Origin of the sequence: Microbacterium sp. RURRCA19A, assembly GCF_900156455.1 — a bacterium.
Taxonomy (GTDB): domain Bacteria; phylum Actinomycetota; class Actinomycetes; order Actinomycetales; family Microbacteriaceae; genus Microbacterium.
Genome location: NZ_FTNQ01000002.1, coordinates 298,345 through 321,071, shown reverse-complemented (window position 1 = coordinate 321,071; position 22,727 = coordinate 298,345). Strand labels below are relative to the sequence as shown.

Here is a 22,727-nt window from a genome sequence, read left to right as displayed (position 1 = left end):
CATGACCGCCAGCTACGTCTACGACGCCGTCCGCACGCCTTTCGGTCGCGCCGGGGGAGCCCTGGCATCCGTCCGTCCCGACGATCTCGCCGCGCTCGTGATGAAGGCCGCCGTCGAGCGCACCGGTCTCGACCCCGCGCGCATCGACGACGTGGTCTTCGGGGATGCCAACCAGGCCGGGGAGGACAACCGCAATGTCGCGCGATTCGGTGCGCTGCTCGCCGGCTTCCCGACGACCGTGACCGGCACGACCGTCAACCGCCTGTGCGCATCGTCGCTCGAAGCCGTGATCCAGGGGTCGCGCGCGATCGAGTCCGGCGACGCCGACATCGTGCTGGCCGGCGGCGTCGAGTCCATGAGCCGCGCCCCCTACGTCGTGGAGAAGGCGGCGAAGCCGTTTCCGGCCGTCGGCAACGCGACGATGTGGAACACCGCGATCGGCTGGCGCATGACCAACCCGGCCCTCCCGAAGAACTGGACGATCTCGAACGGCGAATCCGCCGAGAAGATCGCGCGCGAGTGGGGCATCACGCGGGAGGCGCAGGATACCTTCGCCGTCCGGTCGCACCAGCGCGCGGCATCCGCGTGGGCCGGCGGCGTCTTCGACGGCGAGATCGTGGCGGTGCCCGGCGTCGCGCTGACCCGTGACGAGGGGATCCGCGACGACACGTCGGTCGAGAAGCTCGCGGGGCTGAGGGCGCTCTTCGCCGCCGACGGGCAGGGGAGCGTCACGGCCGGCAACTCCTCGCCTATCAACGACGGCGCCTCGGCCGTGCTCATCGGCGGTGAGGGAGCCCTGGATGCCGAGCCGCTGGCGCGCATCGCGGGGCGCGCGGCGCACGGCGTCGACCCCGACGTGTTCCCCATCGCGCCGATCGAGGCCGCGAACAAGGCGCTCGCGCGCGCCGGCAAGACGTGGGCCGACGTCGATTTCGTCGAGCTCAACGAAGCCTTCGCGTCGCAGTCGCTCGCGTGCCTGGCCGGGTGGCCCGACCTCGACCCCGAGAAGCTCAACGTCCACGGCGGTGCGCTCGCGATCGGTCACCCGCTCGGCGCGTCCGGCGGTCGCATCATCGGCCGCGCCGCGCACGAACTGGGGCGCCGCGGCTCGGGCGTCGCGGTCGTCGCGATCTGCATCGGCGTGGGGCAGGGCCTCGCCGTCGTGCTGGAGCGGTGAGGTCGGTCACGGCTCGGCGGATAGGGTGAGCCGGTGACCGACGCAGCGCCCACGGACGACGTCGACGGCCCCGGCGAGGTCGTCCAGGCGTTCGTGCGGGGGCTCGCGGTCATCCGCGCGTTCGACGCCGAGAACCCCGAGCTGACGCTGAGCGACGTCGCGCGCCGTGCCGGCGTGACGCGCGCGGCCGCCGGACGGTTCCTCCGCACGCTGCAGAGCCTCGGGTACGTGCGAAACGACGGACGCTCGTTCGCCCTCACCCCGCGGGTGCTGGAGCTGGGCTACAGCTACCTCTCGGCCCTGTCGCTCCCCGAGGTCGCGCAGCCGCACCTCGAGGCGCTCTCCCGCACGGTCGGGGAGAGCGCGTCGGCGGCGGTCCTGGACGGCACCGAGATCGTCTACGTCGCGCGCGTGCCCGTGCGCCGGATCATGTCGGTCGGCATCACCGTCGGCACGCGGTTCCCGGCCGCGGTCACGAGCATGGGTCGCGTGCTGGTGGCCGCGGCATCCGTCGAGGAACGCGATCGGATCCTGGATGCCTCGCCCCTGACGCCCCGGACCCCCCGGACGCTGACCGATCCCGTCGCCGTGCGGCAGGAACTCGAGCGGGTGCGCGCGCAGGGCTGGGCCCGCGTCGACGGGGAGCTCGAGCCCGGGCTGCAGTCGCTCGCGGCGCCCGTCCGCGGCCGCGACGGCGCCGTGGTCGCGGCCATCAACCTGTCGATGTCGAGCGGCCGCTACGCCGAAGCCGAGGTCACCGACCGGCTGATCCCCGCGCTGCTCGCCGCGGCCCGCGACATCGAGGCCGACCTGCGGATGGCGTGACCGGCCGTCAGGGCGTCGGTTCCGCGCGGAACCGACGCAGCCGCAGGCTGTTGGTGATGCCTCTCCATCGCGGTGGTGAAGGAAGTGAACCCGGGACTTCCTGCTGATTGTGTGGCCCGGGTTTCGCGTTTCTCAGAGGCGGGAGCTCGACCATCACGGCTAATGGACTCCGTACTCGAGATGTGGGCGAACAGACGGTCATGTCGGTGGTCACTGACACGATGAGTGTCGTGACAGCACTCGCATGCATGACCTTGTCTGACTGGGGCCAGCATGGGACCGCGATGGCACCGCAGAGCGCCCGCATCCGGGAGTGGCTCGGTGAGGAGCCGTATCTGTTCGCAACGGCGAGCATGAAGCAGTACAAGGACCGTGCGAGCCTCGACCGCTCGATCGTTGACCACATCGCCGCGCCTCCCACGAAGCTCAGCGTCGTAGAAATCCAACGGCTCGATGAGCTGCTGCCTCATGACGTGGCGCTCCAGCGGGCCATCACGGTGCTCCGACCGAATGAGGAGGAGGACTGTGACCTCGTCGCCGAACTCGTTCACGATGGACGGCTGCAGAAACTGTTCGTGATGGTGCACCACGAAAAGTACGCCATCCGAGTCTGGCTCGATGCGATGGGCGCGCTCAACCTTCACGCCGGGGTGGCTGCGGAACGTGTGAACCCGGTTCTACTGGCGGCCGCAGAGGCTATTCAGCGGGAGGAATACAACGGCCTCAAGTCAGGACGCGGGAAGGACGCGATCGTGCAGCTCGTTCGCGCGTTCGCGGCCCACGGGCACCCGGCAGACCCCGAGCTGTGGGCGCGCGCATACTTCGCTGTCGGGGGCTCGTTCCGCCATGCTGCGACGATTTCCGAACTGGTCAGTGAAGTCCGACGTGGGGTACGCCACCGGGTCAAGCCCGCCTACCGGGACGACGTTTATGACGTTCTCCTCGCGCAAAGTGCGGAAGAAGGGGAATCTGAGGCTCGCTCCGACGGTCGCTAGCCCCGGGATGTGTCCGTGCCCCAGCGTAATGTTGAAAGGTGTTGCTGAGTTCCTTCCGGGCATTCGTCGACGAGTCGTCGGCGGTTCGTTCCGGCACGCGGCAGGAGTACCTCATCGGCGCCGCCCTCATCCCGCTCGAGGCGTGCGATGAGATCCGGGAGCAGCTTCGCTCCCTCGCCCTGCCTGGTCAGGTCAAGTTGCACTGGACCAACGAGAGCGAGTCGCGGCGTCGCGCCATCGTCTCCCGCATCTCAGAGCTCGCCCCGATGACCGTCGTGGTTACGCACCTCAGCGAACGGGTGAAGAAGAACGAGCGCTGCCGCCGCAAATGCCTCGAAGCCTTGTACCACGACATGGTCGGCATGGAGGTGTTCGATCTCCTGCTCGAGGACCGCTCCCCCAGTCAGAACAGCCGGGATCGCGAACATATCGTGGCATTGCAGGGCCAGGGTCTCGACAGCCGCGTCCGGATTGCCCATCAGCGAGGTGGCGACGAACCGCTTCTGTGGATTGCCGATGTTCTTTTGGGAGCGATCAACTCTGCGGCGCTCGGCGAGCCGGCGCACCTAGAGACGTTGCAGGAGACCCTGATGCTTCGGCGCCGGACAGTGGACTCGTTGGAGTCTTGAGAAAGCGAAGGGCCCCAGATCCAGTCGTCCGGCTGGGGTTCTGAGGCCTTCTTCCGATCCCGTCGTAACGGGTGGCAGGTTCTATTCTGACACGTATTTGGTCAGGAAGCCATGGCTGCTCGGTCTCCGCGGCCGGTCCGAGCTGTGACCTCTTCGAGACTTCGCACGTCCTTATGGCCGAAGTTGCACTGGGCGCGAAGGCGCCGCGTTCGGCGTCGACGAGTATCGGCATGTGGGCGCAACGAAGGAGATCCGGCATCGCGGCCAGGGCCGGCCGGTGACCGGCGGCTCCGTCGGAGCAGATCTCCCTCGTCATATCCGCGTCAGCGCGCCGCGCTCGGTTCCGCGCGGAACCGACGCAGCCGCAGGCTGTTGGTGACCACGAACACCGACGACAGCGCCATCGCGGCGGCGGCGACGACCGGGTTCAGCAGCCCGGCCATCGCCACCGGGATCGCGGCGACGTTGTAGGCGAAGGCCCAGAACAGGTTGCCCTTGATCGTGCCGAGCGTGCGGCGGGCGAGGCGCACGGCGGCGGCGACGACGAGCAGATCGCCCGAGACGACCGTGACGTCGCTCGCCGCGATCGCGGCATCCGTCCCTCCGCCCATCGCGATACCGAGGTCCGCGGCGGTGAGCGCCGCAGCGTCGTTGACGCCGTCGCCGACCATCGCCACGACGCGGCCCTCGGCCTGGAGCGCGCGGACGACCTCGAGTTTCTCGGCCGGCGTCACCTCGGCCCGGACGTCGTCGATCCCGACCTCGGATGCCACGCGGGCGGCGGTCGCCGTGTTGTCGCCGGTGAGGAGCACCGGTCGAAGGCCGAGGCGGCGGAACCGCGCGATCGCCTCGGCGCTCGTCGGCTTCACCGTGTCGGCGACGACGATCGCACCGAGATACTCCCCGTTGCGCGCGACGGCGACGACCGTTCCGCGCGCCGACAGGGCGTCGACCTCGGATGCCACCGCCCCCACGCTCCATTGCTCGCGCAGCCACGACGGCCGGCCGGCCACGACGGCGGAACCGTCCACGACACCCTGGACGCCGTACCCCGCGTGCGCGGCGAACGACTCCACGGGGGCCGCAGCGCCCGCGGCCGCGGCGATCGCGCGACCCACCGGGTGCTCGGAACCGCTCTCGACGGCCGCGGCGACGGCGAGCAGCTCGGCGCGGTCGACGCCCGCGACGGGCATCACGTCGGCCACGGCCATGCGGCCGGTGGTGACGGTGCCGGTCTTGTCGAGCACGATCGTGTCGACACGGCGCGTCTGCTCGAGCACCTGCGGACCGCGGATCAGGATGCCGAGTTGCGAACCGCGTCCCGTGCCCACGAGCAGCGCGGTCGGGGTCGCGAGTCCCAGGGCGCACGGGCAGGCGATGATGAGCGTCGCCACGGCGGCGGTGAACGCCAGCTCGAGCGGGGCGCCCGCGACGAGCCACCCGACGAACGCCGCGATCGCCAGAAGGATCACGACGGGGACGAACACCGCGGACACGCGGTCCGCCAGACGCTGCACCTCGGCCTTGCCGGTCTGCGCGTCCTCGACCAGGCGACCCATGCGGGCGAGTTCGGTGTCGGCGCCGACGCGCGTGATCTCGACGACCAGGCGGCCCCCGACGTTGATCGTGGCGCCGACGACGCGGGCACCCGGGCCCACCTCCACCGGAACGGATTCGCCCGTGAGCATGCCGGCATCCACCGCCGAGGTTCCGTCGACGACCAGGCCGTCGGACGGGATCTTCTCGCCCGGACGCACGACGACGACATCGCCGACGACGAGGCTCGCGACCGGGACGGTCCGTTCGCGGCCCTCGTCGAGCTTCGTGGCAGAGGTCGCGCCGAGGCTCAGCAGCGCCTTCAGTGCGCTGGCCGAGGCCGTGCGCGCTCGCGCTTCCGCGTAGCGGCCGGCGAGGAGGAACACGGTCACGAGGGCGGCGACCTCGAGGTAGATCTCGTGCGCGCCGGCGGTGGGTGCGCCGAAGAGCGTGAAGCTCATCGTCATCCCGGGCATGCCGGCCCCGCCGAAGAACAGGGCGTACAGCGACCAGCCGAACGCGGCGATGACGCCGAGGCTGATGAGCGTGTCCATCGTGACGGCGCCGTGGCGGGCGTTGACCGCGGCCGCGCGGTGGAACGGCCACGCGCCCCATACCGCGACGGGGGCGGTGAGCGTGAGCGCGAGCCACTGCCAGTTCTCGAACTGCAGCGGGGGGATCATCGACAGCAGCGCGACCGGCGCGGCCAGAGCGAGGCTGATGAGCAGCCGCCGGCGGAGGGCGTCGGTCTCGGCGTCGGTCGTGACCTCTTCCGGCACGGGCGGGGCGGGCACGGCGGCCGCATATCCCGCGGCCTCGACGACCGCGATGAGGTCCGCCGGGTCGAGGTCGTCGCCGCGCACGCGCGCCTTCTCGGTGGCGTAGTTGACGGAGGCCTCGACGCCGGGGAGCTTGTTGAGCTTCCGCTCGATCCGGGTGGCGCACGAGGCGCACGTCATCCCGGTGATGTCGAGCTCGACGTCGGTGGTGCTCATGCCGGATCGGCCGCCAGGGTGTAACCGGCCTCCTCGACGGCGTCGCGCACGAGGGCGGCGGCGAGCGGGGTCTCGCTGGCGATCGTGACGCGCGAGACGTCGCCGACGCGCAGGTCGACGGACACGCCCTGCACCCCCGCGATCTCGGAGATCTCCTCGGTGACGCTGCGGACGCAGTGCGCGCACGTCATTCCGGTCACGCCGATCTCCTGGATCACCGCGCCTTCCGGCAGGGGAGTGGATGCCACGGCCTCGCGGAGGCCGAGATCGATGCGGTCGTTCATGGTGTTCTCCTCGGGGTCAGGACCGGACGAGCCGGGCGATGGCGTCGTTGGCTTCGCGGATCTTCTCGGCGGCGACCTGGCCGCCCTCCGCGCTGGCCTCGGCGACGCAGTGGCTGAGGTGGTCGGACAGGAGCGACAGGGCGACGGTCTCGAGCGCCTTCGTCGCGGCGGACACCTGCGTGAGGATGTCGATGCAGTACTTGTCTTCGTCGACCATCCGCGCGATTCCGCGCACCTGCCCTTCGACACGGCGCAGCCGCTTCTGCAGGTCGTCTTTGTGTCCGTCGTATCCGTGCATGCTGGATACCATACCCCCCTAGGGTATGCGGGGGGGCCGATCCGGCGAACATTCATCGGACTCCGCTTCACTGTGGGGATGCCGACCGCCGCGCGCCGCCGCCTCCCGCTCCTGGTCACACTCCTCGTGGCGGGCCTCCTCGCCGCCCTCGTCGTCTGGCCGCAGCTCATCGGTGCGGAACGGTGGCAGGGCATGGCCCTGCTGATCTCCTTCCGTGCACCGGTGGCGATCGGCTGCGCCGCGCTCGCCGTCGTGGCCGGGATCGTCGCTCTCCTGCGTCGGCGGGCCGCCGTCGCCCTCGGTCTCGCGATCGCGCTCGGAGCGGCCGCGCTCGGCAACGGCGCCGTGCTCCTCGCGCGCGGCTTCGGCGGATCGACGGCCGAGGGCGACCTGACCGTCGCCCTCTGGAACACCTACGGCGGCGGCGCACCGCCGGAGGCCATCGCCCGGCTCGTCCGCGAAAGCGGGGCCGACGTCGTCAGCCTGCCGGAGACCGATGCGGACGCGGCGGCGGAGGTCGTCGGCATCCTGGAGCGCGACGGGATCCGGATGACGGCCGCGACCGTGGACGCCGCACCCGGTGATCGCCCGGTGCCGACCTCGCTCCTGGTCGCGGACGCGCTCGGCCCGTACGTCCTCGACCCCGCCGCAGGATCGACGCCGGGTGCGCCGAGCGGCGTCTGGCGACCCGTCGACGGCACGGGGCCGACCCTCGTCGCCGCTCACCCGCTGCCTCCGCTGCCGTTCATCATCGACGAGTGGTCGACCGGCATCAACTGGGTCGCCGCGCAGTGCACGGGGCCGGACGTCATCGTCGCCGGCGACCTCAACTCCACGCTCGATCACCTGTCGGGTCTCGGGCGCGACGGCGCTGCCGTCGGCGAGTGCCGGGATGCCGCCCAACAGGCGGGCGCGGCCGCCCGCGGCACGTGGCCCACCTCGATGCCCGCGGCGCTCGCCGCCCCGATCGACCACGTCCTCGTCGGCTCGGCGTGGATCGTGCGCGGCTTCGAGGTGCGCACCGACTTCGACGACGCCGGCAGCGATCACCGCCCCGTCGTCGCCGTCCTGTCACGCCGCTGAGGTCAGCGGATCACTCCAGGGTCGGCGGCAGCACGTAGACGATGTCCGCCCCGTCGCGCCCGTGCTCGACGAAGCCCAGCCCGGCCAGCGTGTCGTGCGAGGGGTCGTCGTCGGCCGCGACGCACGCGTACAGCGGGCGCTCGGGCTCGGCGATCGTGAGCAGCCGGAGCGCCTCGGTCGCCGCCTCCCGGGAGGTCTCGGGCGACACCGCGAGCAGGGCCTCGCGCTCCCCATCGACGTCGAGGGTCACGGCGAGCCCCACCACCTCGTCGCCGTCCACGATCGTGCGGGCCGTGACCCGGTCGGCATCCACCCACGCGTCGAACGCCGCGCGATCGGCGACCTGCCCGCGCGGCCACGTCGACGCGCTCGCGCGCAGCACCGCATACACGGCATCCCGGTCGTCGTCACGGAGATCTCGGAGCTCGATACGGGTCATGGCGTCACGGTAGCGGGGCCGCCCGGGGGACGGGATGCCTTGCGCTCGCGGCCGCGCACTCAGTACAGGCCGTGCAGCCGCAGCCACAGGTGTGCCGACCGTGCCGTGTCACGCTCCCGGATCCCGTCCGCGAGGAGGAGGAACAGCTCCTCGCAGCCCTCGACGTGCGCACACATCCAGCCGCGCAGGTTCCGCCGCAGCAGGAAGGCGGTCTGCTTCAACGTCTCGATCAGCACGATGTTCTCCGAGGCGCGCGTGAAGTGGGCGAGGAGCGCGTACCCCGCATCGACGTACGCGGGAGACGAGTCTGCGCGCGCGGCGTCCACGAGGACACCGAGCAGTCGGGCGCCCTCCGCGATGTCGTCATCGGAACAACGGGGAAGAGCCAGGTGCATGGTCATCGCGATCATGTGGACCGCGTAGTCCTGCATGTCCGCGATCTCCTTGTCGCTCGGCGACGTCACGCGGGTGAAACGGTGGGGGGCGATCTCGACCAGACGGATCGCCGCGAGTCGTTGCAACGCCTCGCGCACGGGGGTTCGGGAGATTCCCATCCGGGCGGCGAGTTCGACGTCACGCAGTCGGTCTCCGGGCCGCAGGCGCCCGTCGACGATCGCCTCGCCGAGGGCCGCATATGCCTCGTCGACGAGGGCGGAAGGCTGTCGCCGCTCGTCCACACGCGGATTCTATGACGACCGACTATCACAGATCATCGTCATACGTGAAGAATTCACAGCTTTCGTGTCGCGCGAAGGGCGTGCGCGGCGGTACAGTTATCGCCGTCACGCCTCGCGTGACATATCCGGGGGGATCCGTCGACGCCCGGGCTTCGAGCTTCTGCTCAGCCCGGGCGTCGTATGGGCTTAAGGGCCAGATCACCTCCGTGACGCCGTGCAACGTTTCTGTCACGGGCCGGTGCGCTGTCCGGGCACCACCCGTTAGCGTGAGCACTGATCGGCGCGCTGGGCGCCGGCGCAAACGGGAAACGGCACGTCGATGAGCACGCAGGGCACGGTCAAGTGGTTCAACTCGGAGAAGGGTTTCGGCTTCATCGCGCCCGATGAGGGCGGCCAGGACGTCTTCGCCCACTACAGCGCCATCCAGTCGGGCGGCTACCGCTCGCTCGAAGAGAACCAGCGCGTCGAGTTCGACGTGGCACAGGGCCCGAAGGGCCTGCAGGCGGAGAACATCCGCCCCCTCTGAGCCCGGCGCTACCGTTCGGTCCGCACGAGGTCCACGCCCGCGGCGGCGAACTGCCGCAGCGTCGCGTGCGGCAGGAATGCGCGGGTCAGGGCGGCACCGATGCGGGTGAGATCGGCTTCGTCCCGATACAGCAGGTACATCGTCTCGTACCGAGGATGGAACTTCTGCTTGAACCGGTGCAGCGACGCGAAGCCGTAGACGGGCTCGAGCATCGAGGCCATGCGCTCCTGCAGCTCGGCGATCGCTCCGGCATCCGGCGGATAATCGTGCGCGAGCGGTGCCCCCGACAGCGACATCACCTCCGCGCCCTCGGCCGAGAACTGCTGCGCGGAGGATCCGATCAGATACTCCATGACCGGGCCGAATCCCCCGTCGCGGCGGCGCATGAGATCCAGCGTCCACCCGCGCACGCCGCCCTCGCCGTACACCGGCAGCCACGACAGGAATCCATCCACGTCACCGGCCGGTGAGACCGCCAGCGCGACGCGCACCTCGGGGTCGCCGGCCTCGTGGAGCGTCCCGAGCGTGAACCCCATCTCCGGCAGCCCCTTGTCGCCGACCCAGCTCTCGGAGATGGCCCGCAGCTGCTGCCGCACCCCCCACGTCTCGTCGGCCAGACGCGACAGACGGAACGTCATCCCCTCGCGTTCGGCGCGGTTCAGCGACGTGCGGACCGCGCCCCACGCTTTGCCCGTGAACTGCAGGCCCGGGAGGTCGACGATCGTGTCGTCCGCGACGACGATGCTGCGCCATCCCTCGGGGACCGCAGCCCGGGTCGCCTCTCCGGCGCTGAAGAAGCAGGGGGCGAGCCCCGCGTTCTCGGCGCGCTCGACGAACGCGCGCACGGTCGACGCGCGGGTCGCCTCGGGGCCGAGCGGGTCACCCAGCACCAGCGCGACCCCCGACCGGCGCTGGAAGGCGACGATCCCCCGCCCGAACCGGGCGTAGGCCATGCCGTCCCACGTCGTCATCCACGACAGGGTCCCGCCGCCGCTGGCGCGAAGCTCCGCCTTCACGTCATCGACGGTCGGAGCAGGCGCGTCGCCGAGGACCGCCTTGGGGCGTGCGCGGAACGCGGCGCGCACCAGGACGAGATAGACCAGGGCGATCGTCCACGTCGCCGACGACGCGAGCGTCACGGTGAGGTCGACGTCGACCGCGCCCTCGACGGCCCCCGTGCCGATCGCGACGATCAGCAGTGCCACCAGCGCGAGGAGAAGGGCGTTCAGGATGCCGTACGCCACCAGAAGCACCCATGCCCACCGGCGTCCCCGCCGGATGCCGTTCGCGACGACCAGCACCACGACGGTGTTCACGGCCACGTCGACCCACGAACCGGACACGGGCTCGGAGCTGCCGAACGGTCCCGTGGTCGGGCTGAGGTACGTGAGGATATCGATCGCTCCGAGCCCGCACACCACCACGAAGGCGATGAGGCGCTGCTCCCGGACCGGCACCCGCTGCGGGCGCAGCGACCGGTCGACGATGAGGACGAGCGCTGCGGCGAGGACGTGTTCGAGGTCGTTCAGCGATCCCCAGTAGAGGAACGTGACCGACAGGACCGCGATCAGCACGGTCCACGCGCGGAGTCGCCAGGGGGACGGGAGCAGCGACACCGCCGCCGCGAGACACGCGATCACCCCGGGGGAGGGACCCACATCGAGCGACCCGGCCTGCTCCTGAGCCCACGTCCAGGGGAGCAGCGCCGCGAGCCACAGCACCAGCGACGCCCCGAGGACCGCACCGAGCTGTCCGCCGACGAAGTAGGACGCGGCCACGCGCGACCCGCGGCGGAACTCCAGGAAGCCCATCCCGACGAGCCCGACGATCACCGGTGCGTACAGCCACGGCACCGACACGAAGAACGTCCCCGTGACGGGGGTCCACCAGCGGCCGGCTTCGAGCGCCGGGAGTCCGTATGCCACGGTGTCGTGGAGCGGTGACGCGGCGAACGGCGACCACAGACCCGCGGATGCCACGCCCACCCCGAGCAGGACGAGCGCGAGCACCGTGGTCGCCGGGAGACGGCGGGCGGCGGTGACGACGCGTTGGACGGTGACGGGCTCCCCCATGCCGCCCACGATATCGGGCGGTGCGTCTCAGCCGGGGGAGACCGCGCGCCAGGCCGCCCGGGCGGAGGCGAGCGCCTCGAACGCGTCCTGCGCCGCCCGAGCGGCCGCCAGGTCACGGCGGGCGGCGTCGAGGCGCAGCCGGTCCTCGATCGACGGGGCGTCGGCGAAGGCCTCGGCCGCGGCGACCGCCGCGCGCGCGCAGGCGAGGGTTCCCGGCAGCGCGGTCCGCGCAGCGTCGAGGCGTCGGCGTGCGGTCAGGGCGCCTCCCACCGCCTCGTCGCGGACCTCGCGGACGCGCGCCACGGTCTCGATCGCTGCGCGCGGGCGACGAGGGAGCCCCTCGGACGCGGCGCGGAGTGCGGCGGCCGCGGTGCGCAGACGTTCGGCGGCATCGGGCGCTCCGTCGGCGGGTCGCGTCTCGGCGAGTTCGAGAGCCGCGACGACCTCGCCCTCGGCGACGGAGACCTCGGTCGCCGCGTTCTCGGCCGCCTGCAGCACGATCCGGTGCGCATCCTCGACCGCGCGCAGCAACCGGGCGGCCCGGCGGAGGGCGACGGATGCCTCGAGGACGCGGGCGTCCGCGGTCGCCGGGTCGTCGATCACGGCGTCGGCGGCATCGAGCGCCGCGTCGGCATGCGCGAGCGCCGCCCGCGCCTCGCGGTCGGCCCGGTCGGCATCCGCCCACTCCGTCTCGTCGAACCGCGACCGCGCCTCGGCGACGAGACGCGCCGGGTCGCCCGACGTGCGGGCGATCTCTGCGCGACGTGCGCGCGCGGCGACGATGCGCGACGTGACACTCCCGTGCGTGCGCGCCCACGCGGCCAGCCGGTCGCGGGCGTCTCCGGTCGCGGCGATGCGGCGTTCGAGATCGTCGCGGAGATGCACGGCATCGATGCGGCGCTGAGCGGGGAGCCGCGTCGAGGTCGCGAGGGCCGCCACCTCGGCGAAGCCGCGATCGCGTCCGCGGAGGACGGCGGCGCGCGACCGGCGCAGGTCGGTCGGGGTGTCGTCACCGGTCAGGGCGTCCGCGGCCTCGAAGGCCACGTCGAGCTCGGTGGCCTCGTCGTCCAGTCGGAGAAGCGCCGCCTCCGCGGCCGAGCGTGCGGCGGCCGCCGCCGTGGCCGCCCGCGGCGACCTCCGCCGGGCACGCACCACGATGACGACCCCGCCCGCGATGAGGAGGGCCGCGAGCAGGGCGATCGACGCGGGCAGCGCCCAGGAGATGTCAGACACCGTCGGTGGGACCGGAATCCTCGTCGGAGACGAGAAGCAGGGCGCGCAGCTCGTCCGCGGTGTCGACGGCCGCCTGAGCCCCGTCGGCCTCGTGCGGCCAGCTGAAGCCCCAGCGGACGAAGATCACCGGCACATCGGCATCCGCCCCGCCCTCGACATCGTGATGCCGATCGCCGATCAGGACCGGGCGCGAGGTGTCGTATCCGCGGACCTCCAGGCGCCGGAGCGCCTCGCGCACGATGTCGGATTTCGCGCTGAGCGTCCGCTCGTCGGGACTCGCGCCGACGATGGCCTCGAGGTCGGGGGCCAGGCCGAAGTGGTCCATCAGTGCCACGACCTGCACCTCGGGCTTCGAACTCGCGGTCGACTGCGGGATGCCGGCGGAGTGGAGCTCGTGCACGATGTCGGCGACGCCCGGGTAGAGCTGCGCACTGCCGGTGTAGCCCTCGCTCTTGTTGAGCGTGCGGTAGTACGTGACCGCCTCGGTCGCCTGCTCGGGGGTCATCCCGACGTTGACCTGGAACGACTCGAACATGGGCGGACCGATCCACCGCGACAGTTCGCCGCGCGTCGGAGGCGTCCGTCCGAAGTGCTCGAGGGTGATGGTGAGACGGCGGAGGATCCCCTCGGACGCGTCGACGAGGGTTCCGTCGACGTCCCAGAGGACGCACGACCAGGGGGAGCGCACGGGCATGGCCTCCACGCTACCGGCCGAGCGTCGGTGTGACGGTGGCGAAGGGAGGACCCGGAAGCGGCAGCGCGTCCTCCGTTCCCCGTTTCTCCTCCGCTCCTCACGCCGAGCGACGGCGGTGACGGCTCAGAACAGGCGCGGAGCCCCCGACTCGATGCCCTTCATCTCGTCGTAGTCGAGCGTGAGGCAGCGGATGCCGCGATCGGTGGCGAGCACGCGAGCCTGCGGCTTGATCTCCTGCGCGGCGAAGATACCGCTGACGGGGGCCAGCAGCGGGTCGCGATTGAGCAGCTCGAGGTAGCGAGTCAGCTGCTCCACGCCGTCGATGTCACCGCGACGCTTGACCTCGATCGCGACCGTGCCGCCGTTGTCGTCGCGCAGCAGCAGATCGACGGGGCCGATGGCCGTCGGGTACTCCCGGCGGACCAGCGTCAGACCCTCGCCGACGACCGAGACCTGCTCGGCGAGCAGCCGCTGCAGGTCGGCCTCGACGCCGTCCTTGATGAGACCCGGGTCGACACCGAGGTCGTGCGAGGTGTCGTGCAGCACCTCGTAGATCTTCACCACGAGCGCGTCGCCGGTCTTCTTGTGCGTGACGCGCCACTGTTCGGTGACGCCGACGCTCGCCGCCTCTTCCTCGGGCTCCTCCACCGTCAGCGTGCACGGCGGGCTCATCCAGTTCAGCGGCTTGTACGACCCGCCGTCCGAGTGCACGAGCAGCGACCCGTCCCCCTTGTGCACGAGCAGACGCGTGGCGAGGGGCAGGTGGGCGTTGAGCCGACCGGTGTAGTCGACCGAGCAGCGGGCGATGACGAGACGCACCCGACGAGCCTAATCGCGGCGGCCGGCCTTCTCCGCCTCGGGCTCCGTGACGACGAGGGGCTTGGCCGCCCCGGAGAACAGCCCGGATGCCACGATCAGGCCCACGACGATGAGCAGCGTGTTGAGCAGCCCGATGTGGTCGCCGATCCAGCCGAGGATCGGGGGTCCGCAGAGGAAGGCGACGTAGCCGATCGTGGCCGCGGCCGCGACGCGCGAGGCGGCCTTGGCGGGGTCGTCGGCGGCGGCGGACATGCCGATCGGGAACCCGAGCGAGGCGCCGAGGCCCCACAGCGCAGCCCCGATGTAGACGAGCGGTCCGAACGGCGCGACGATGAACAGCAGCAGGCCTGCGGCAGCGGTGACGGCGAGGATCCGCAGCACCCAGACGCGTCCGAACCGGTCGACGACCGGGCCGCCGAGCAGGCGCCCCGCCGTCATCGCGACCGAGAACACGGCCAGCACCGCGGGCCCGGCCTCTTCGGGGGCGCCGTGTCCGAACACCACGGCGGACGGCAGCCAGTCGTTCGCGCTGCCCTCCGCGAACGCCATGCCGAGCATGATCACGCCGAGCGTGTAGGTGCGGGGCTCGCGCCACGCCGACATCGAGGCGGCCAGGCGTTCCCGCCAGTGCGCGCGCTCCTCCGCGGCCGGCGCGTCCATGGCGATCTCGCGGTTCGGGACGTTGGCGATCGCGGCGAAGGCGACGACCGCGATGACGATACCCATCGCCACGCAGTGCGCGACCACGGGGACACCGCCGCGGACGGCGAGGAAGCCGATGCCGGCTCCGATGACGGTTCCGAAGCTGAAGAACGCGTGCAGCAGCGGCATGACGGTGCGGCCGGTCGCCTTCTCGAGCGCCGCACCCTCGACGTTCATCATGACGTCGACCGAACCGTTGCCGAAGCCGAAGAGGGCGAGGCCGACGAGGGCCACGCCGAACAGCTGCAGGGTGTCGGACCCGAACCCGATGATGGCCACGCCGACCGTGACGAGCAGCAGCGCGATGAGCATGCCCCGACGTGCCCCGACCCGCGCCATGATGGCGGGTGCGACGGTGAGACCGATGATGGATGCCACGCCCATCCCCAGCAGCAGCAGCCCCACTCCGGAGTTCTCGATGCCGAGCGCCTCGCGGATCGCGGGGACGCGCGAGGCCCAGGTCGAGATGCTCAGTCCGCTCGCCAGGAAGATCGCGCAGATCGCGATGTACCAGCGCACGAGGCGCGAACGGGTGAGCGTGGAGTCCATGCGGCAACAGTATCCAGGATTCCCGCTCGGATCGAATCGATTCGAGAGATCGGTTCCACGCGGGGTACGATCGGGCGGTGAGCACGCGCCGCGCGACCATCAGCGACGTCGCCCGAGAAGCGGGCGTCTCCGCGTCGACGGCATCCGTCGTCTTCAGCGGGAAGACGCCGACGTCGGAGGCGACCCGGGCGCGCGTCCTCGCCGCCGCCGAGAAGCTCGGCTACACCGGTCCCGACCCCCGCGCCGCCTCGCTGCGCCGCGGACGGTCCGGCATCGTCGGGGTGGTCTTCGACGAGCACCTGGGCACGGCCTTCCTCGACCCCGTGGCGACCCACATGATGGACGGTCTCGCCGACGGCGTGTCCCGTCTCGGCGCCGCCCTCCTGCTCCTGCGCGACGACGGACGCACCGTCAGCGAGCCGTCGCTGCACACCGCGCCGATCGACGCCGCGGTGCTCATCGGCTGCAGTCCGCGCATGCGCGATTCGCTCGAGATCGTCCGAGCCCGCGGCATCCCGGTCGTCGTCATCGAGGGCGACGCGGGCGACGGCGTCCCCCGGGTCCTGCTCGACAACGTCGAGGCGCAACGGCAGGCGGCGCAGCACCTCGCCGACCTCGGGCACACCGACGTCATCATCGTCACCCTGCCGATCGACATCGAGCGGCGCCGGGGCTGGATCCCCGATGACGCGGAGCCGCGCGTCGACGTCACCGCCGACCGCCTGGCCGGCGCGCGCCAGGTCTTCCCGCACGCGCCCGCGCTCGCCGCGGCCTTCAGCTCGATCGATGAGGGAGCCATCGCCGGTCGCACCATCTTCTCGGACCCGTCCCGCCGCCCGACCGCGGTGATCGCCCAGAGCGACCTGCTCGCGGCGGGCGTGATCCGCGCCGCCGAGGAGGCGGGTCTCCACGTGCCGCGCGACGTGAGCGTCACGGGCTTCGACGGTGTCGTCGTCGACGGGCTCGCGCCGCACGTCCTCACCACCCTCGTGCAGCCGGCGACGGCGAAAGGCCGGGCGGCGGGCGAGGCCGTGGCGGCGATGCTCGAGGATGCGACGCCCGCCGGTCTCGACCTCACGTGCGCGTTCCGCGCGGGGACGACGACCGCCCCACCCCGTATCACGTGAGGTCTGTCGCGCGGGGAGACGAATGCTCCGGGTAGAATAGATCCGACACCCCGAGAGCCCGGGCATCAGCCCGTCGACCCCGAGGAGGCCTTCTCGTGCTGGCATTCCTCGGCGCCTTCGCCCTCGTCCCGATCCTTCTGCCCTTCCTCGTGGCGAAGATCGGCGCCCGCGCCTTCTACGTCGCCGCGGTCCTCCCCGCCCTCGCCTTCGCTCACGCGATCGCGCTCGCGCCGACCGTGCTGGCCGGCGGCATTCCCTTCGAGGAATACAACTGGATCCCCGGTCTCGGCGTCTCGCTCTCGATGCGGATGGACGTCCTGGGGTGGCTCCTGACGCTCGTCGTCACCGGCGTCGGCGCGCTCGTGATGCTCTACTGCCGCTGGTACTTCCGCGGCAAGACGCAGGGCGTCGGACAGTTCTCGGCCGTCCTGCTCGCGTTCGCCGGAGCGATGTACGGGCTCGTGCTCACCGACGACATCGTCGTGCTGATCATGCTGTGGGAAATCACCAGCGTGCTGTCGTACCTGCTCATCGGCTACTACCACGGCCGTGCGGCCAGCCGACGCGCGGCGCTGCAGGCGCTCCTGGTGACGACCCTCGGCGGGCTCGTCATGCTGATCGGCGTCGTCCTCCTCGTCGTGCAGTCCGGTACGACGAGCCTGTCGACGATCCTCGCGGCGCCGCCGATGGGCCCGGTGGTCGACGTCGCGGTGCTGCTGCTGCTGGTCGGCGCCCTCAGCAAGTCCGCGATCTTCCCGTTCCACTTCTGGCTCCCCGGTGCCATGGCCGCGCCGACCCCGGTCAGCGCGTACCTCCACGCCGCGGCGATGGTGAAGGCGGGCATCTACCTGATCGCGCGCCTGGCACCCGGCTTCGCCGACACCCCCTTCTGGCGCCCCACGCTCATCGCGCTCGGCGTGTTCACGATGCTGCTCGGCGGCTTCCAGGCCCTGCGCGAACGCGACCTCAAGCGCATCCTCGCCTTCGGCACGGTGAGCCAGCTCGGTTTCCTCACGGTCATGCTCGGCTACGGAACCCGGGATGCCGCCCTCGCCGGTGTCGCGCTGCTCCTGAGCCACGCGCTGTTCAAGTCGTGCCTCTTCCTCATCGTCGGCGTCATCGACCGGCAGCTCTCCACGCGTGACATCGGCGAGCTCTCCGGTCTCGGGCGGCAGGCGCCGGTCATGGCGACCGCGGCGTTCATCTCGATCGCCTCCATGGCGGGTGTGATCCCGACCCTCGGCTTCGTCGCGAAGGAGACGGCGCTCACGGCCCTCTGGCACGAAGCCACCTCGGGCGCCGCCTGGGGTGTCGTCGCGCTCGTGGGCGTGGTCGCCGGTTCCGCGCTGACGGCGGGGTACGGCATCCGGTTCCTGTGGGGGGCGTTCTGGACGAAGCGCTCCGTCGCGCGCACCGAGTGGCCCGACCCGCCCATCGGCTTCCTCGCCTCGCCTGTGCTCCTGGCGGCGGCGTCGCTCTCGCTCGGCTTCCTCGCCCCGGTGGTCGACGGCTGGCTCGCGCCCTACGCCGACACCGTGCCCGAGGCGACCGCCGGCGTCCCGGCGCCGGAGTACCCCTACCACCTCGCGCTCTGGCACGGTCTCGAGCCCGCACTGTTCCTCTCGCTCGGCACCCTCGCACTCGGCGCCGGCATCTTCTGGCTGGTGCGTCGCACGCAGCTGCACCGCCGCAAGCGGATGCTCCCCTTCACCGCGAACGACGTCTACAACCTCGCCCTGCGCGGCATCGACCGCTCGTCCGAGTGGACGACCGCGCGGTTCCAGCGCGGCTCCCTCCCGTTCTACGTCGGGACGATCTTCGTCGTGCTCGTGGTGGCCGAGGGCACCGCGCTCCTGGCATCCGACGAGTGGCGCGCGCAGCTCGACGCGTGGCAGTCGCCGGCCCAGCTGCTGGCCGCGCCCGTCATGATCGCGGCCGGGATCCTCGCGGTCCGCGCCCCCAAGCGGTTCACGGGCGTCGCGCTGGTGTCGGTGACCGGTCTCGGCATGGTGGTGCTCTTCGCCACGAGCGGCGCGCCCGACCTCGCCCTCACGCAGGTGCTGATCGAGACCATCACCCTCGTCGTGTTCGCGCTCGTGCTGCGGCGCCTGCCCGCGCGCATGGGGGAGCACAACGCCTCGGTGGCGCCGCTCGCGCGCGCCGCGCTCGGCGTCGGCGTCGGGCTGACGATGGCGCTCGTCGCCGTCGTCGCCACCGGCGCCCGGCAGGACGCCCCGATCTCCCTCGAGTGGCCCGCGCTGGCGTACGAGATCGGCCACGGGCGCAACGTCGTCAACGTCGCGCTGGTCGACCTGCGCGGATGGGACACGATGGGCGAGCTGTCCGTGCTCATCCTCGCGGCCACGGGCGTGGCATCCCTCGTGTTCATCACCGACCGCAGCGACAACCTGTCGCGCCGACGCTCGGGAACCGCGCGCAGCCGCGTGGGCCTCGGCCGACGCCGACCGCTCATCGAGACCGACAGCGGCGTCCGCGACCAGCGTGCCGGCGAGGCCGACGCCCCACGTGCCTGGCTCATCTCGGGTTCGAAGGTGCAGCCCGAGAACCGCTCGATCCTGATGGAGATCATCATCCGCGTGCTCTTCCACGCGATCATGCTCATCTCGCTCTACCTGCTCTTCGCCGGGCACAACCTCCCCGGCGGCGGCTTCGCCGGCGGCCTCGTCGCGGGCATGGGTCTCGTCATGCGCTACATCGCCGGCGGCCGTTGGGAGCTCGGCGCCGCAGCTCCCACCGACGCCGGGCGCCTGCTCGGAGCCGGGATGGCCCTCGCGGTGCTGTGTGCGATCGTGCCGCTGTTCTTCGGCTTCGCGCCGCTGCAGAGCTTCACGTTCGAGGGGGAGCTTCCTCTCATCGGGCACTGGGAGTTCGTCACCAGCACGATCTTCGACATCGGCGTGTATCTGGTGGTGATCGGGCTCGTGCTCGACGTGCTCCGCAGCCTCGGCGCCGAGGTCGACCGGCAGTCCAAGGACGCCGCCGACACCGAGGCGGTGACGGTGCCGTGAGCGTGTCGTTCGTCCTCATCGTCGTGATGGCGGTGCTGTTCGCGTGCGGGGTGTACGCGATGCTCGAACGCAGCCTCACGCGCGTGCTCATCGGCTTCCTGCTGCTCGGGAACGCGGCCAACCTCCTTCTGCTGATCGTCATGGGCCAGCCCAAGATCGCCCCGTTCTACGACGGGGGGACGACGGATGCCGCGGACATGTCGGACGCCCTGCCCCAGGCCCTCGCGCTCACGGCGATCGTCATCACCTTCGGCATCTCCGCGTTCCTGCTGGCACTGATCTACCGCTCCTGGCAGCTCGGTCAGGCCGACACCGTGATCGACGACGCCGACGACGTCGCGCTGCGCGAGCGCACGGCATCCGAGGCCGAGGACGCCATGGACGAGGAGTCCCGCTCCGACGACGAAGACGTCACGACCGACTTCGTCGGCGACGCGGTCTCACCGATCCGCGTGCTGCACCAGGGCGACCTGTCGCAGCTGATCGACGACGCCCCGGTCGATCGTGTGGCGGTCGGGCGCGACCGGCCGCAGGGCGACACCCGGCACCCCGAGGGTTCCGACCCCTCCGACGACGACACCCGCGACCCGGAAGACGGTGATCGCTCGTGAGCGCCCTGGTCCCCCTGCTCGTCGGCATCCCCCTCATCGGTGCCGCGATCAACCTCATCTTCGGTCGGCGTAAGAAGACGCAGATCGCGGTCTCGGTCGTCTCGCTCGCGACCGTGCTGGTGCTCGGGGCGATCCTGCTCGTCGCCGTCGACACGAACGGGCCGATCGCGGTGGCGATCGCGGGGTGGCAGATCCCCCTCGGCATCGTCCTGTACGTCGACGTGCTCGCGGCGCTGCTCGTCGTGGTCACGGCGATCGTGCTGCTCGCGGTCCTCCTCTTCTCGATCGGCCAGGGAGCTGCCGACAACGACGAGGACACGCCCGTCTCGATCTTCTACCCGGCGTACCTGATCCTCGGCGCGGGGATCTTCAACGCCTTCATCGCCGGCGACCTGTTCAACCTCTACGTCGGCTTCGAGATCCTGCTCGTCGCGTCTTACGTGCTCATCACGCTCGGCAGCACGGAGTCGCGGATCCGTACCGGCGTCGTGTACATCGTCGTGTCGCTGGTGTCGTCGATCCTGTTCCTCGCCGCGATCGCGATGGTCTACGGCGCGCTCGGCACGGTCAACATGGTGCAGATCAGCGAACGGATGGCGCAGCTCCCGCAGGACGTGCAGACGATCCTGCACCTCATGCTGCTGCTCGCTTTCGCGATCAAGGCGGCCGTCTTCCCGCTGTCGTTCTGGCTGCCCGACTCGTACCCGACCGCCCCCGCCCCTGTCACGGCGGTGTTCGCGGGCCTGCTGACCAAGGTCGGCGTCTACGCGATCATCCGCACCGAGACGCAGCTGTTCGTCGACAACGACCTGAACTTCGTGCTGATGATGGTCGCCCTCGCGACGATGATCGTCGGCATCCTGGGCGCCGTCGCACAGGCCGAGCTCAAGCGCATCCTGTCGTTCACGCTCGTCAGCCACATCGGCTACATGATCTTCGGACTCGCGATCAACACCCCGCTCGCCGTGGGGGCGACGATCTACTACATCGTCCACCACATCATCGTGCAGACGACGCTGTTCCTCGCCGTCGGCCTCATCGAACGTCGGGCGGGCAGCACGTCGATCCTCAAGGTCAAGGGGCTCATGCGCGCGGCCCCGCTGCTCGCCGTGCTGTACTTCATCCCGGCCGTGAACCTGGGCGGACTGCCCCCGTTCTCGGGATTCATCGGCAAGTACGCGCTGTTCGACGCCGCCGCCCAGGTGGGCACGCCCGTGATGATGGTGCTGATCGTCGGCGGCATAGCCACATCGATCCTGACGCTGTACGCCCTGATGCGCGCCTGGAACCTGTCGTTCTGGCGCGAGGAGAACGACTCCACCGAGACGCTCGAGCGCATCGCCTACCTCGGCAACGCCCCCGCGGCCGCGATCTCGACCGAGCGCCGGACGATCCCGCGCATCATGACCGCGGCGACGGCGGGGATGGTGGCCGTCACCGTCGCGCTGACCGTCTTCGCAGGTCCCCTGCTCGACGTCTGCTTGCGCGCGGGTGAACGGATCACCGACGGCATCACCCTCGTCCAGTTGCAGGACCAGGGGGCGGAGCGATGAGCCCCTCGCGTCGTTCGCAGGTCGGCTTCTTCCTGCACCAGCTGCCGTTCTTCCTCGTGCTGGTCGCCCTGTGGATGCTGCTGTGGGGGCAGTTCACCTGGCTCGCCTTCGTGACCGGTGTCGGCGCGGCGATCTTCGTGACCCGCGTGTTCCGCCTCCCGCCGGTGGACCTGTCCGGGCGGTTGAACCTCTGGTACGGCCTCGTCTTCGTCGTGACGTTCTTCGCCGCCGTCGTGCGCGGCTCGCTGGTCGTGGCGTGGCAGGTCCTCGACTTCCGTCGCGCGCCCGGCGCCGCCATCATCGCCGTCCCCCTCCGTGTCGACGACGACGTGATCATGGCGCACACGGCGGTCACGGCATCCTTGATCCCCGGTTCCCTGATCGTCGACGTCGACCGCGAGGGGCGCACGCTGTTCCTCCACACCATCGGGATTCGCAGCGATGCGGACGCCGAACACCAGCGCCGCGTCGTGCTGGGGTGGGAGGCGCGCATCACGCGCGCGGTCGGGTCGCGCGCGCAGCTCGTGGACCTCCGTCGGCAGATCGCGGATGCCGAGGACCATGAGCACCTCGGCGCCGAGACGCCCCGCGACGGACGGACCCCGCTATGACCGCTCTCATCGTCGTGATCCTGGTCGTCTTCGCCGTGGCTGCGGTGCTGGCTCTCATCCGGCTCGTCATCGGCCCGTCGATCCTCGACCGGGCGGTCGCCGCCGATGTGCTGCTGACCGAGGTGATCTGCATCCTGGGTGCCGACATGGTGATCAATCACCACACGCGGTCGCTCCCCGCGATGCTCATCATCGCTGCGGTGGGTGTGTTCGGCTCCATCGCCGTCGCCCGCTTCGTCGCGCGGAAGGAGAACCCGCGGTGA

General features: G+C 71.0%; 22 protein-coding genes. 12 read left to right on the top strand and 10 right to left on the bottom strand.

The features are described 5' to 3' along the window. Position 1 precedes the first annotated feature (1 nt). From BW982_RS09415 to BW982_RS09400, 4 genes are all read left to right on the top strand, one after another. Positions 2-1,177, top strand: a complete 1,176-nt coding sequence (locus tag BW982_RS09415) for a thiolase family protein (RefSeq protein ID WP_076492607.1) — start codon at positions 2-4, stop codon at positions 1,175-1,177. Between the two features lie 33 nt (positions 1,178-1,210). Then, positions 1,211-2,002 carry an IclR family transcriptional regulator domain-containing protein gene (locus tag BW982_RS09410; protein ID WP_076492605.1) on the top strand — a complete coding sequence of 264 codons (792 nt, stop codon included), beginning with the start codon at positions 1,211-1,213 and terminating at the stop codon, positions 2,000-2,002. Between the two features lie 230 nt (positions 2,003-2,232). Beyond that, on the top strand, positions 2,233-2,997 hold the full coding sequence (locus BW982_RS09405) for a hypothetical protein (RefSeq protein WP_076493628.1): 765 nt from the start codon (positions 2,233-2,235) through the stop codon (positions 2,995-2,997). Between the two features lie 38 nt (positions 2,998-3,035). After that, positions 3,036-3,626, top strand: coding sequence for a hypothetical protein (locus BW982_RS09400; RefSeq protein WP_139327388.1), 591 nt, complete (start codon positions 3,036-3,038; stop codon positions 3,624-3,626). A gap of 323 nt (positions 3,627-3,949) precedes the next feature. On the opposite strand, the gene BW982_RS09395 is transcribed toward BW982_RS09400, so the two are convergent. From BW982_RS09395 to BW982_RS09385, 3 genes are read right to left on the bottom strand one after another with little or no spacing between them, the layout of a single operon-like run. Beyond that, positions 3,950-6,157: a heavy metal translocating P-type ATPase gene (locus BW982_RS09395; RefSeq protein WP_076492602.1), complete on the bottom strand. Its 2,208-nt coding sequence runs from the start codon at positions 6,155-6,157 to the stop codon at positions 3,950-3,952. Continuing rightward, positions 6,154-6,441, bottom strand: a complete 288-nt coding sequence (locus BW982_RS09390; protein WP_076492599.1) for a heavy-metal-associated domain-containing protein — start codon at positions 6,439-6,441, stop codon at positions 6,154-6,156. The genes BW982_RS09395 and BW982_RS09390 overlap by 4 nt, the downstream gene beginning before the upstream one ends. Positions 6,442-6,457: 16 nt before the next feature. Further along, the gene (locus tag BW982_RS09385) at positions 6,458-6,739 is read right to left on the bottom strand and encodes a metal-sensitive transcriptional regulator (protein ID WP_076493623.1); all 282 of its coding nucleotides are present in this window, start codon (positions 6,737-6,739) and stop codon (positions 6,458-6,460) included. Positions 6,740-6,817: 78 nt separating this feature from the next. Between BW982_RS09385 and BW982_RS09380 the strand changes: the two genes are divergently transcribed. Continuing rightward, positions 6,818-7,822 (top strand): endonuclease/exonuclease/phosphatase family protein, encoded by a 1,005-nt coding sequence (locus BW982_RS09380; protein ID WP_076492596.1) that lies wholly within the window; start codon positions 6,818-6,820, stop codon positions 7,820-7,822. A gap of 10 nt (positions 7,823-7,832) precedes the next feature. On the opposite strand, the gene BW982_RS09375 is transcribed toward BW982_RS09380, so the two are convergent. Continuing rightward, complete coding sequence (locus BW982_RS09375; protein WP_076492593.1) at positions 7,833-8,261, bottom strand: hypothetical protein; 429 nt, start codon at positions 8,259-8,261, stop codon at positions 7,833-7,835. A gap of 59 nt (positions 8,262-8,320) precedes the next feature. Further along, the gene (locus tag BW982_RS18400) at positions 8,321-8,938 is read right to left on the bottom strand and encodes a GntR family transcriptional regulator (RefSeq protein WP_076492590.1); all 618 of its coding nucleotides are present in this window, start codon (positions 8,936-8,938) and stop codon (positions 8,321-8,323) included. A 319-nt stretch (positions 8,939-9,257) separates the two neighbouring features. Here BW982_RS18400 and BW982_RS09365 point away from each other — a divergent pair, with 319 nt between their 5' ends. Continuing rightward, complete coding sequence (locus BW982_RS09365) at positions 9,258-9,464, top strand: cold-shock protein (protein ID WP_076492588.1); 207 nt, start codon at positions 9,258-9,260, stop codon at positions 9,462-9,464. 8 nt (positions 9,465-9,472) lie between these two features. On the opposite strand, the gene BW982_RS09360 is transcribed toward BW982_RS09365, so the two are convergent. The 5 genes from BW982_RS09360 to BW982_RS09340 form a co-directional block, all read right to left on the bottom strand. After that, on the bottom strand, positions 9,473-11,536 hold the full coding sequence (locus tag BW982_RS09360; RefSeq protein WP_076492586.1) for a bifunctional lysylphosphatidylglycerol flippase/synthetase MprF: 2,064 nt from the start codon (positions 11,534-11,536) through the stop codon (positions 9,473-9,475). A 27-nt stretch (positions 11,537-11,563) separates the two neighbouring features. Continuing rightward, entirely contained in the window at positions 11,564-12,769 is a 1,206-nt protein-coding gene (locus BW982_RS09355) for a hypothetical protein (RefSeq protein WP_083696610.1), read from the bottom strand. Next, positions 12,762-13,463 (bottom strand): HAD hydrolase-like protein, encoded by a 702-nt coding sequence (locus BW982_RS09350; protein WP_076492581.1) that lies wholly within the window; start codon positions 13,461-13,463, stop codon positions 12,762-12,764. The genes BW982_RS09355 and BW982_RS09350 overlap by 8 nt, the downstream gene beginning before the upstream one ends. Positions 13,464-13,586: 123 nt before the next feature. Then, complete coding sequence (gene nucS / locus BW982_RS09345) at positions 13,587-14,282, bottom strand: endonuclease NucS (protein WP_076492578.1); 696 nt, start codon at positions 14,280-14,282, stop codon at positions 13,587-13,589. Between the two features lie 9 nt (positions 14,283-14,291). Then, the gene (locus BW982_RS09340; RefSeq protein WP_076492575.1) at positions 14,292-15,533 is read right to left on the bottom strand and encodes an MFS transporter; all 1,242 of its coding nucleotides are present in this window, start codon (positions 15,531-15,533) and stop codon (positions 14,292-14,294) included. Positions 15,534-15,610: 77 nt separating this feature from the next. On the opposite strand from BW982_RS09340, the gene BW982_RS09335 reads away from it, so the two are divergent. The 6 genes from BW982_RS09335 (at position 15,611) to BW982_RS09310 (ending at position 22,727) form a co-directional block, all read left to right on the top strand. Beyond that, positions 15,611-16,660 (top strand): LacI family DNA-binding transcriptional regulator, encoded by a 1,050-nt coding sequence (locus tag BW982_RS09335; RefSeq protein ID WP_076492573.1) that lies wholly within the window; start codon positions 15,611-15,613, stop codon positions 16,658-16,660. A 95-nt stretch (positions 16,661-16,755) separates the two neighbouring features. Further along, entirely contained in the window at positions 16,756-19,689 is a 2,934-nt protein-coding gene (locus BW982_RS09330) for a Na+/H+ antiporter subunit A (RefSeq protein WP_076492571.1), read from the top strand. Next, on the top strand, positions 19,686-20,300 hold the full coding sequence (locus tag BW982_RS09325; RefSeq protein ID WP_076492570.1) for a Na(+)/H(+) antiporter subunit C: 615 nt from the start codon (positions 19,686-19,688) through the stop codon (positions 20,298-20,300). Before BW982_RS09330 ends, BW982_RS09325 begins: the two co-directional genes overlap by 4 nt. Then, positions 20,297-21,853, top strand: a complete 1,557-nt coding sequence (locus BW982_RS09320; protein ID WP_076492568.1) for a Na+/H+ antiporter subunit D — start codon at positions 20,297-20,299, stop codon at positions 21,851-21,853. The genes BW982_RS09325 and BW982_RS09320 overlap by 4 nt, the downstream gene beginning before the upstream one ends. After that, positions 21,850-22,464, top strand: coding sequence for a Na+/H+ antiporter subunit E (locus BW982_RS09315; protein ID WP_076492565.1), 615 nt, complete (start codon positions 21,850-21,852; stop codon positions 22,462-22,464). Before BW982_RS09320 ends, BW982_RS09315 begins: the two co-directional genes overlap by 4 nt. Next, on the top strand, positions 22,461-22,727 hold the full coding sequence (locus BW982_RS09310; RefSeq protein ID WP_076492563.1) for an MrpF/PhaF family protein: 267 nt from the start codon (positions 22,461-22,463) through the stop codon (positions 22,725-22,727). Before BW982_RS09315 ends, BW982_RS09310 begins: the two co-directional genes overlap by 4 nt.

Bases quoted from the DNA above. Each gene is read 5' to 3' on its own strand.
- BW982_RS09375 (WP_076492593.1), bottom strand. From the start codon at position 8,261: ATGACCCGTATCGAGCTCCGAGATCTCCGTGACGACGACCGGGATGCC.
- BW982_RS09365 (WP_076492588.1), top strand. From the start codon at position 9,258: ATGAGCACGCAGGGCACGGTCAAGTGGTTCAACTCGGAGAAGGGTTTC.
- BW982_RS09390 (WP_076492599.1), bottom strand. From the start codon at position 6,441: ATGAACGACCGCATCGATCTCGGCCTCCGCGAGGCCGTGGCATCCACT.
- BW982_RS09340 (WP_076492575.1), bottom strand. From the start codon at position 15,533: ATGGACTCCACGCTCACCCGTTCGCGCCTCGTGCGCTGGTACATCGCG.
- BW982_RS09315 (WP_076492565.1), top strand. From the start codon at position 21,850: ATGAGCCCCTCGCGTCGTTCGCAGGTCGGCTTCTTCCTGCACCAGCTG.
- BW982_RS09385 (WP_076493623.1), bottom strand. From the start codon at position 6,739: ATGCACGGATACGACGGACACAAAGACGACCTGCAGAAGCGGCTGCGC.
- BW982_RS09380 (WP_076492596.1), top strand. From the start codon at position 6,818: ATGCCGACCGCCGCGCGCCGCCGCCTCCCGCTCCTGGTCACACTCCTC.
- BW982_RS09395 (WP_076492602.1), bottom strand. From the start codon at position 6,157: ATGAGCACCACCGACGTCGAGCTCGACATCACCGGGATGACGTGCGCC.
- BW982_RS09360 (WP_076492586.1), bottom strand. From the start codon at position 11,536: ATGGGGGAGCCCGTCACCGTCCAACGCGTCGTCACCGCCGCCCGCCGT.
- BW982_RS09415 (WP_076492607.1), top strand. From the start codon at position 2: ATGACCGCCAGCTACGTCTACGACGCCGTCCGCACGCCTTTCGGTCGC.
- BW982_RS09350 (WP_076492581.1), bottom strand. From the start codon at position 13,463: ATGCCCGTGCGCTCCCCCTGGTCGTGCGTCCTCTGGGACGTCGACGGA.
- BW982_RS09310 (WP_076492563.1), top strand. From the start codon at position 22,461: ATGACCGCTCTCATCGTCGTGATCCTGGTCGTCTTCGCCGTGGCTGCG.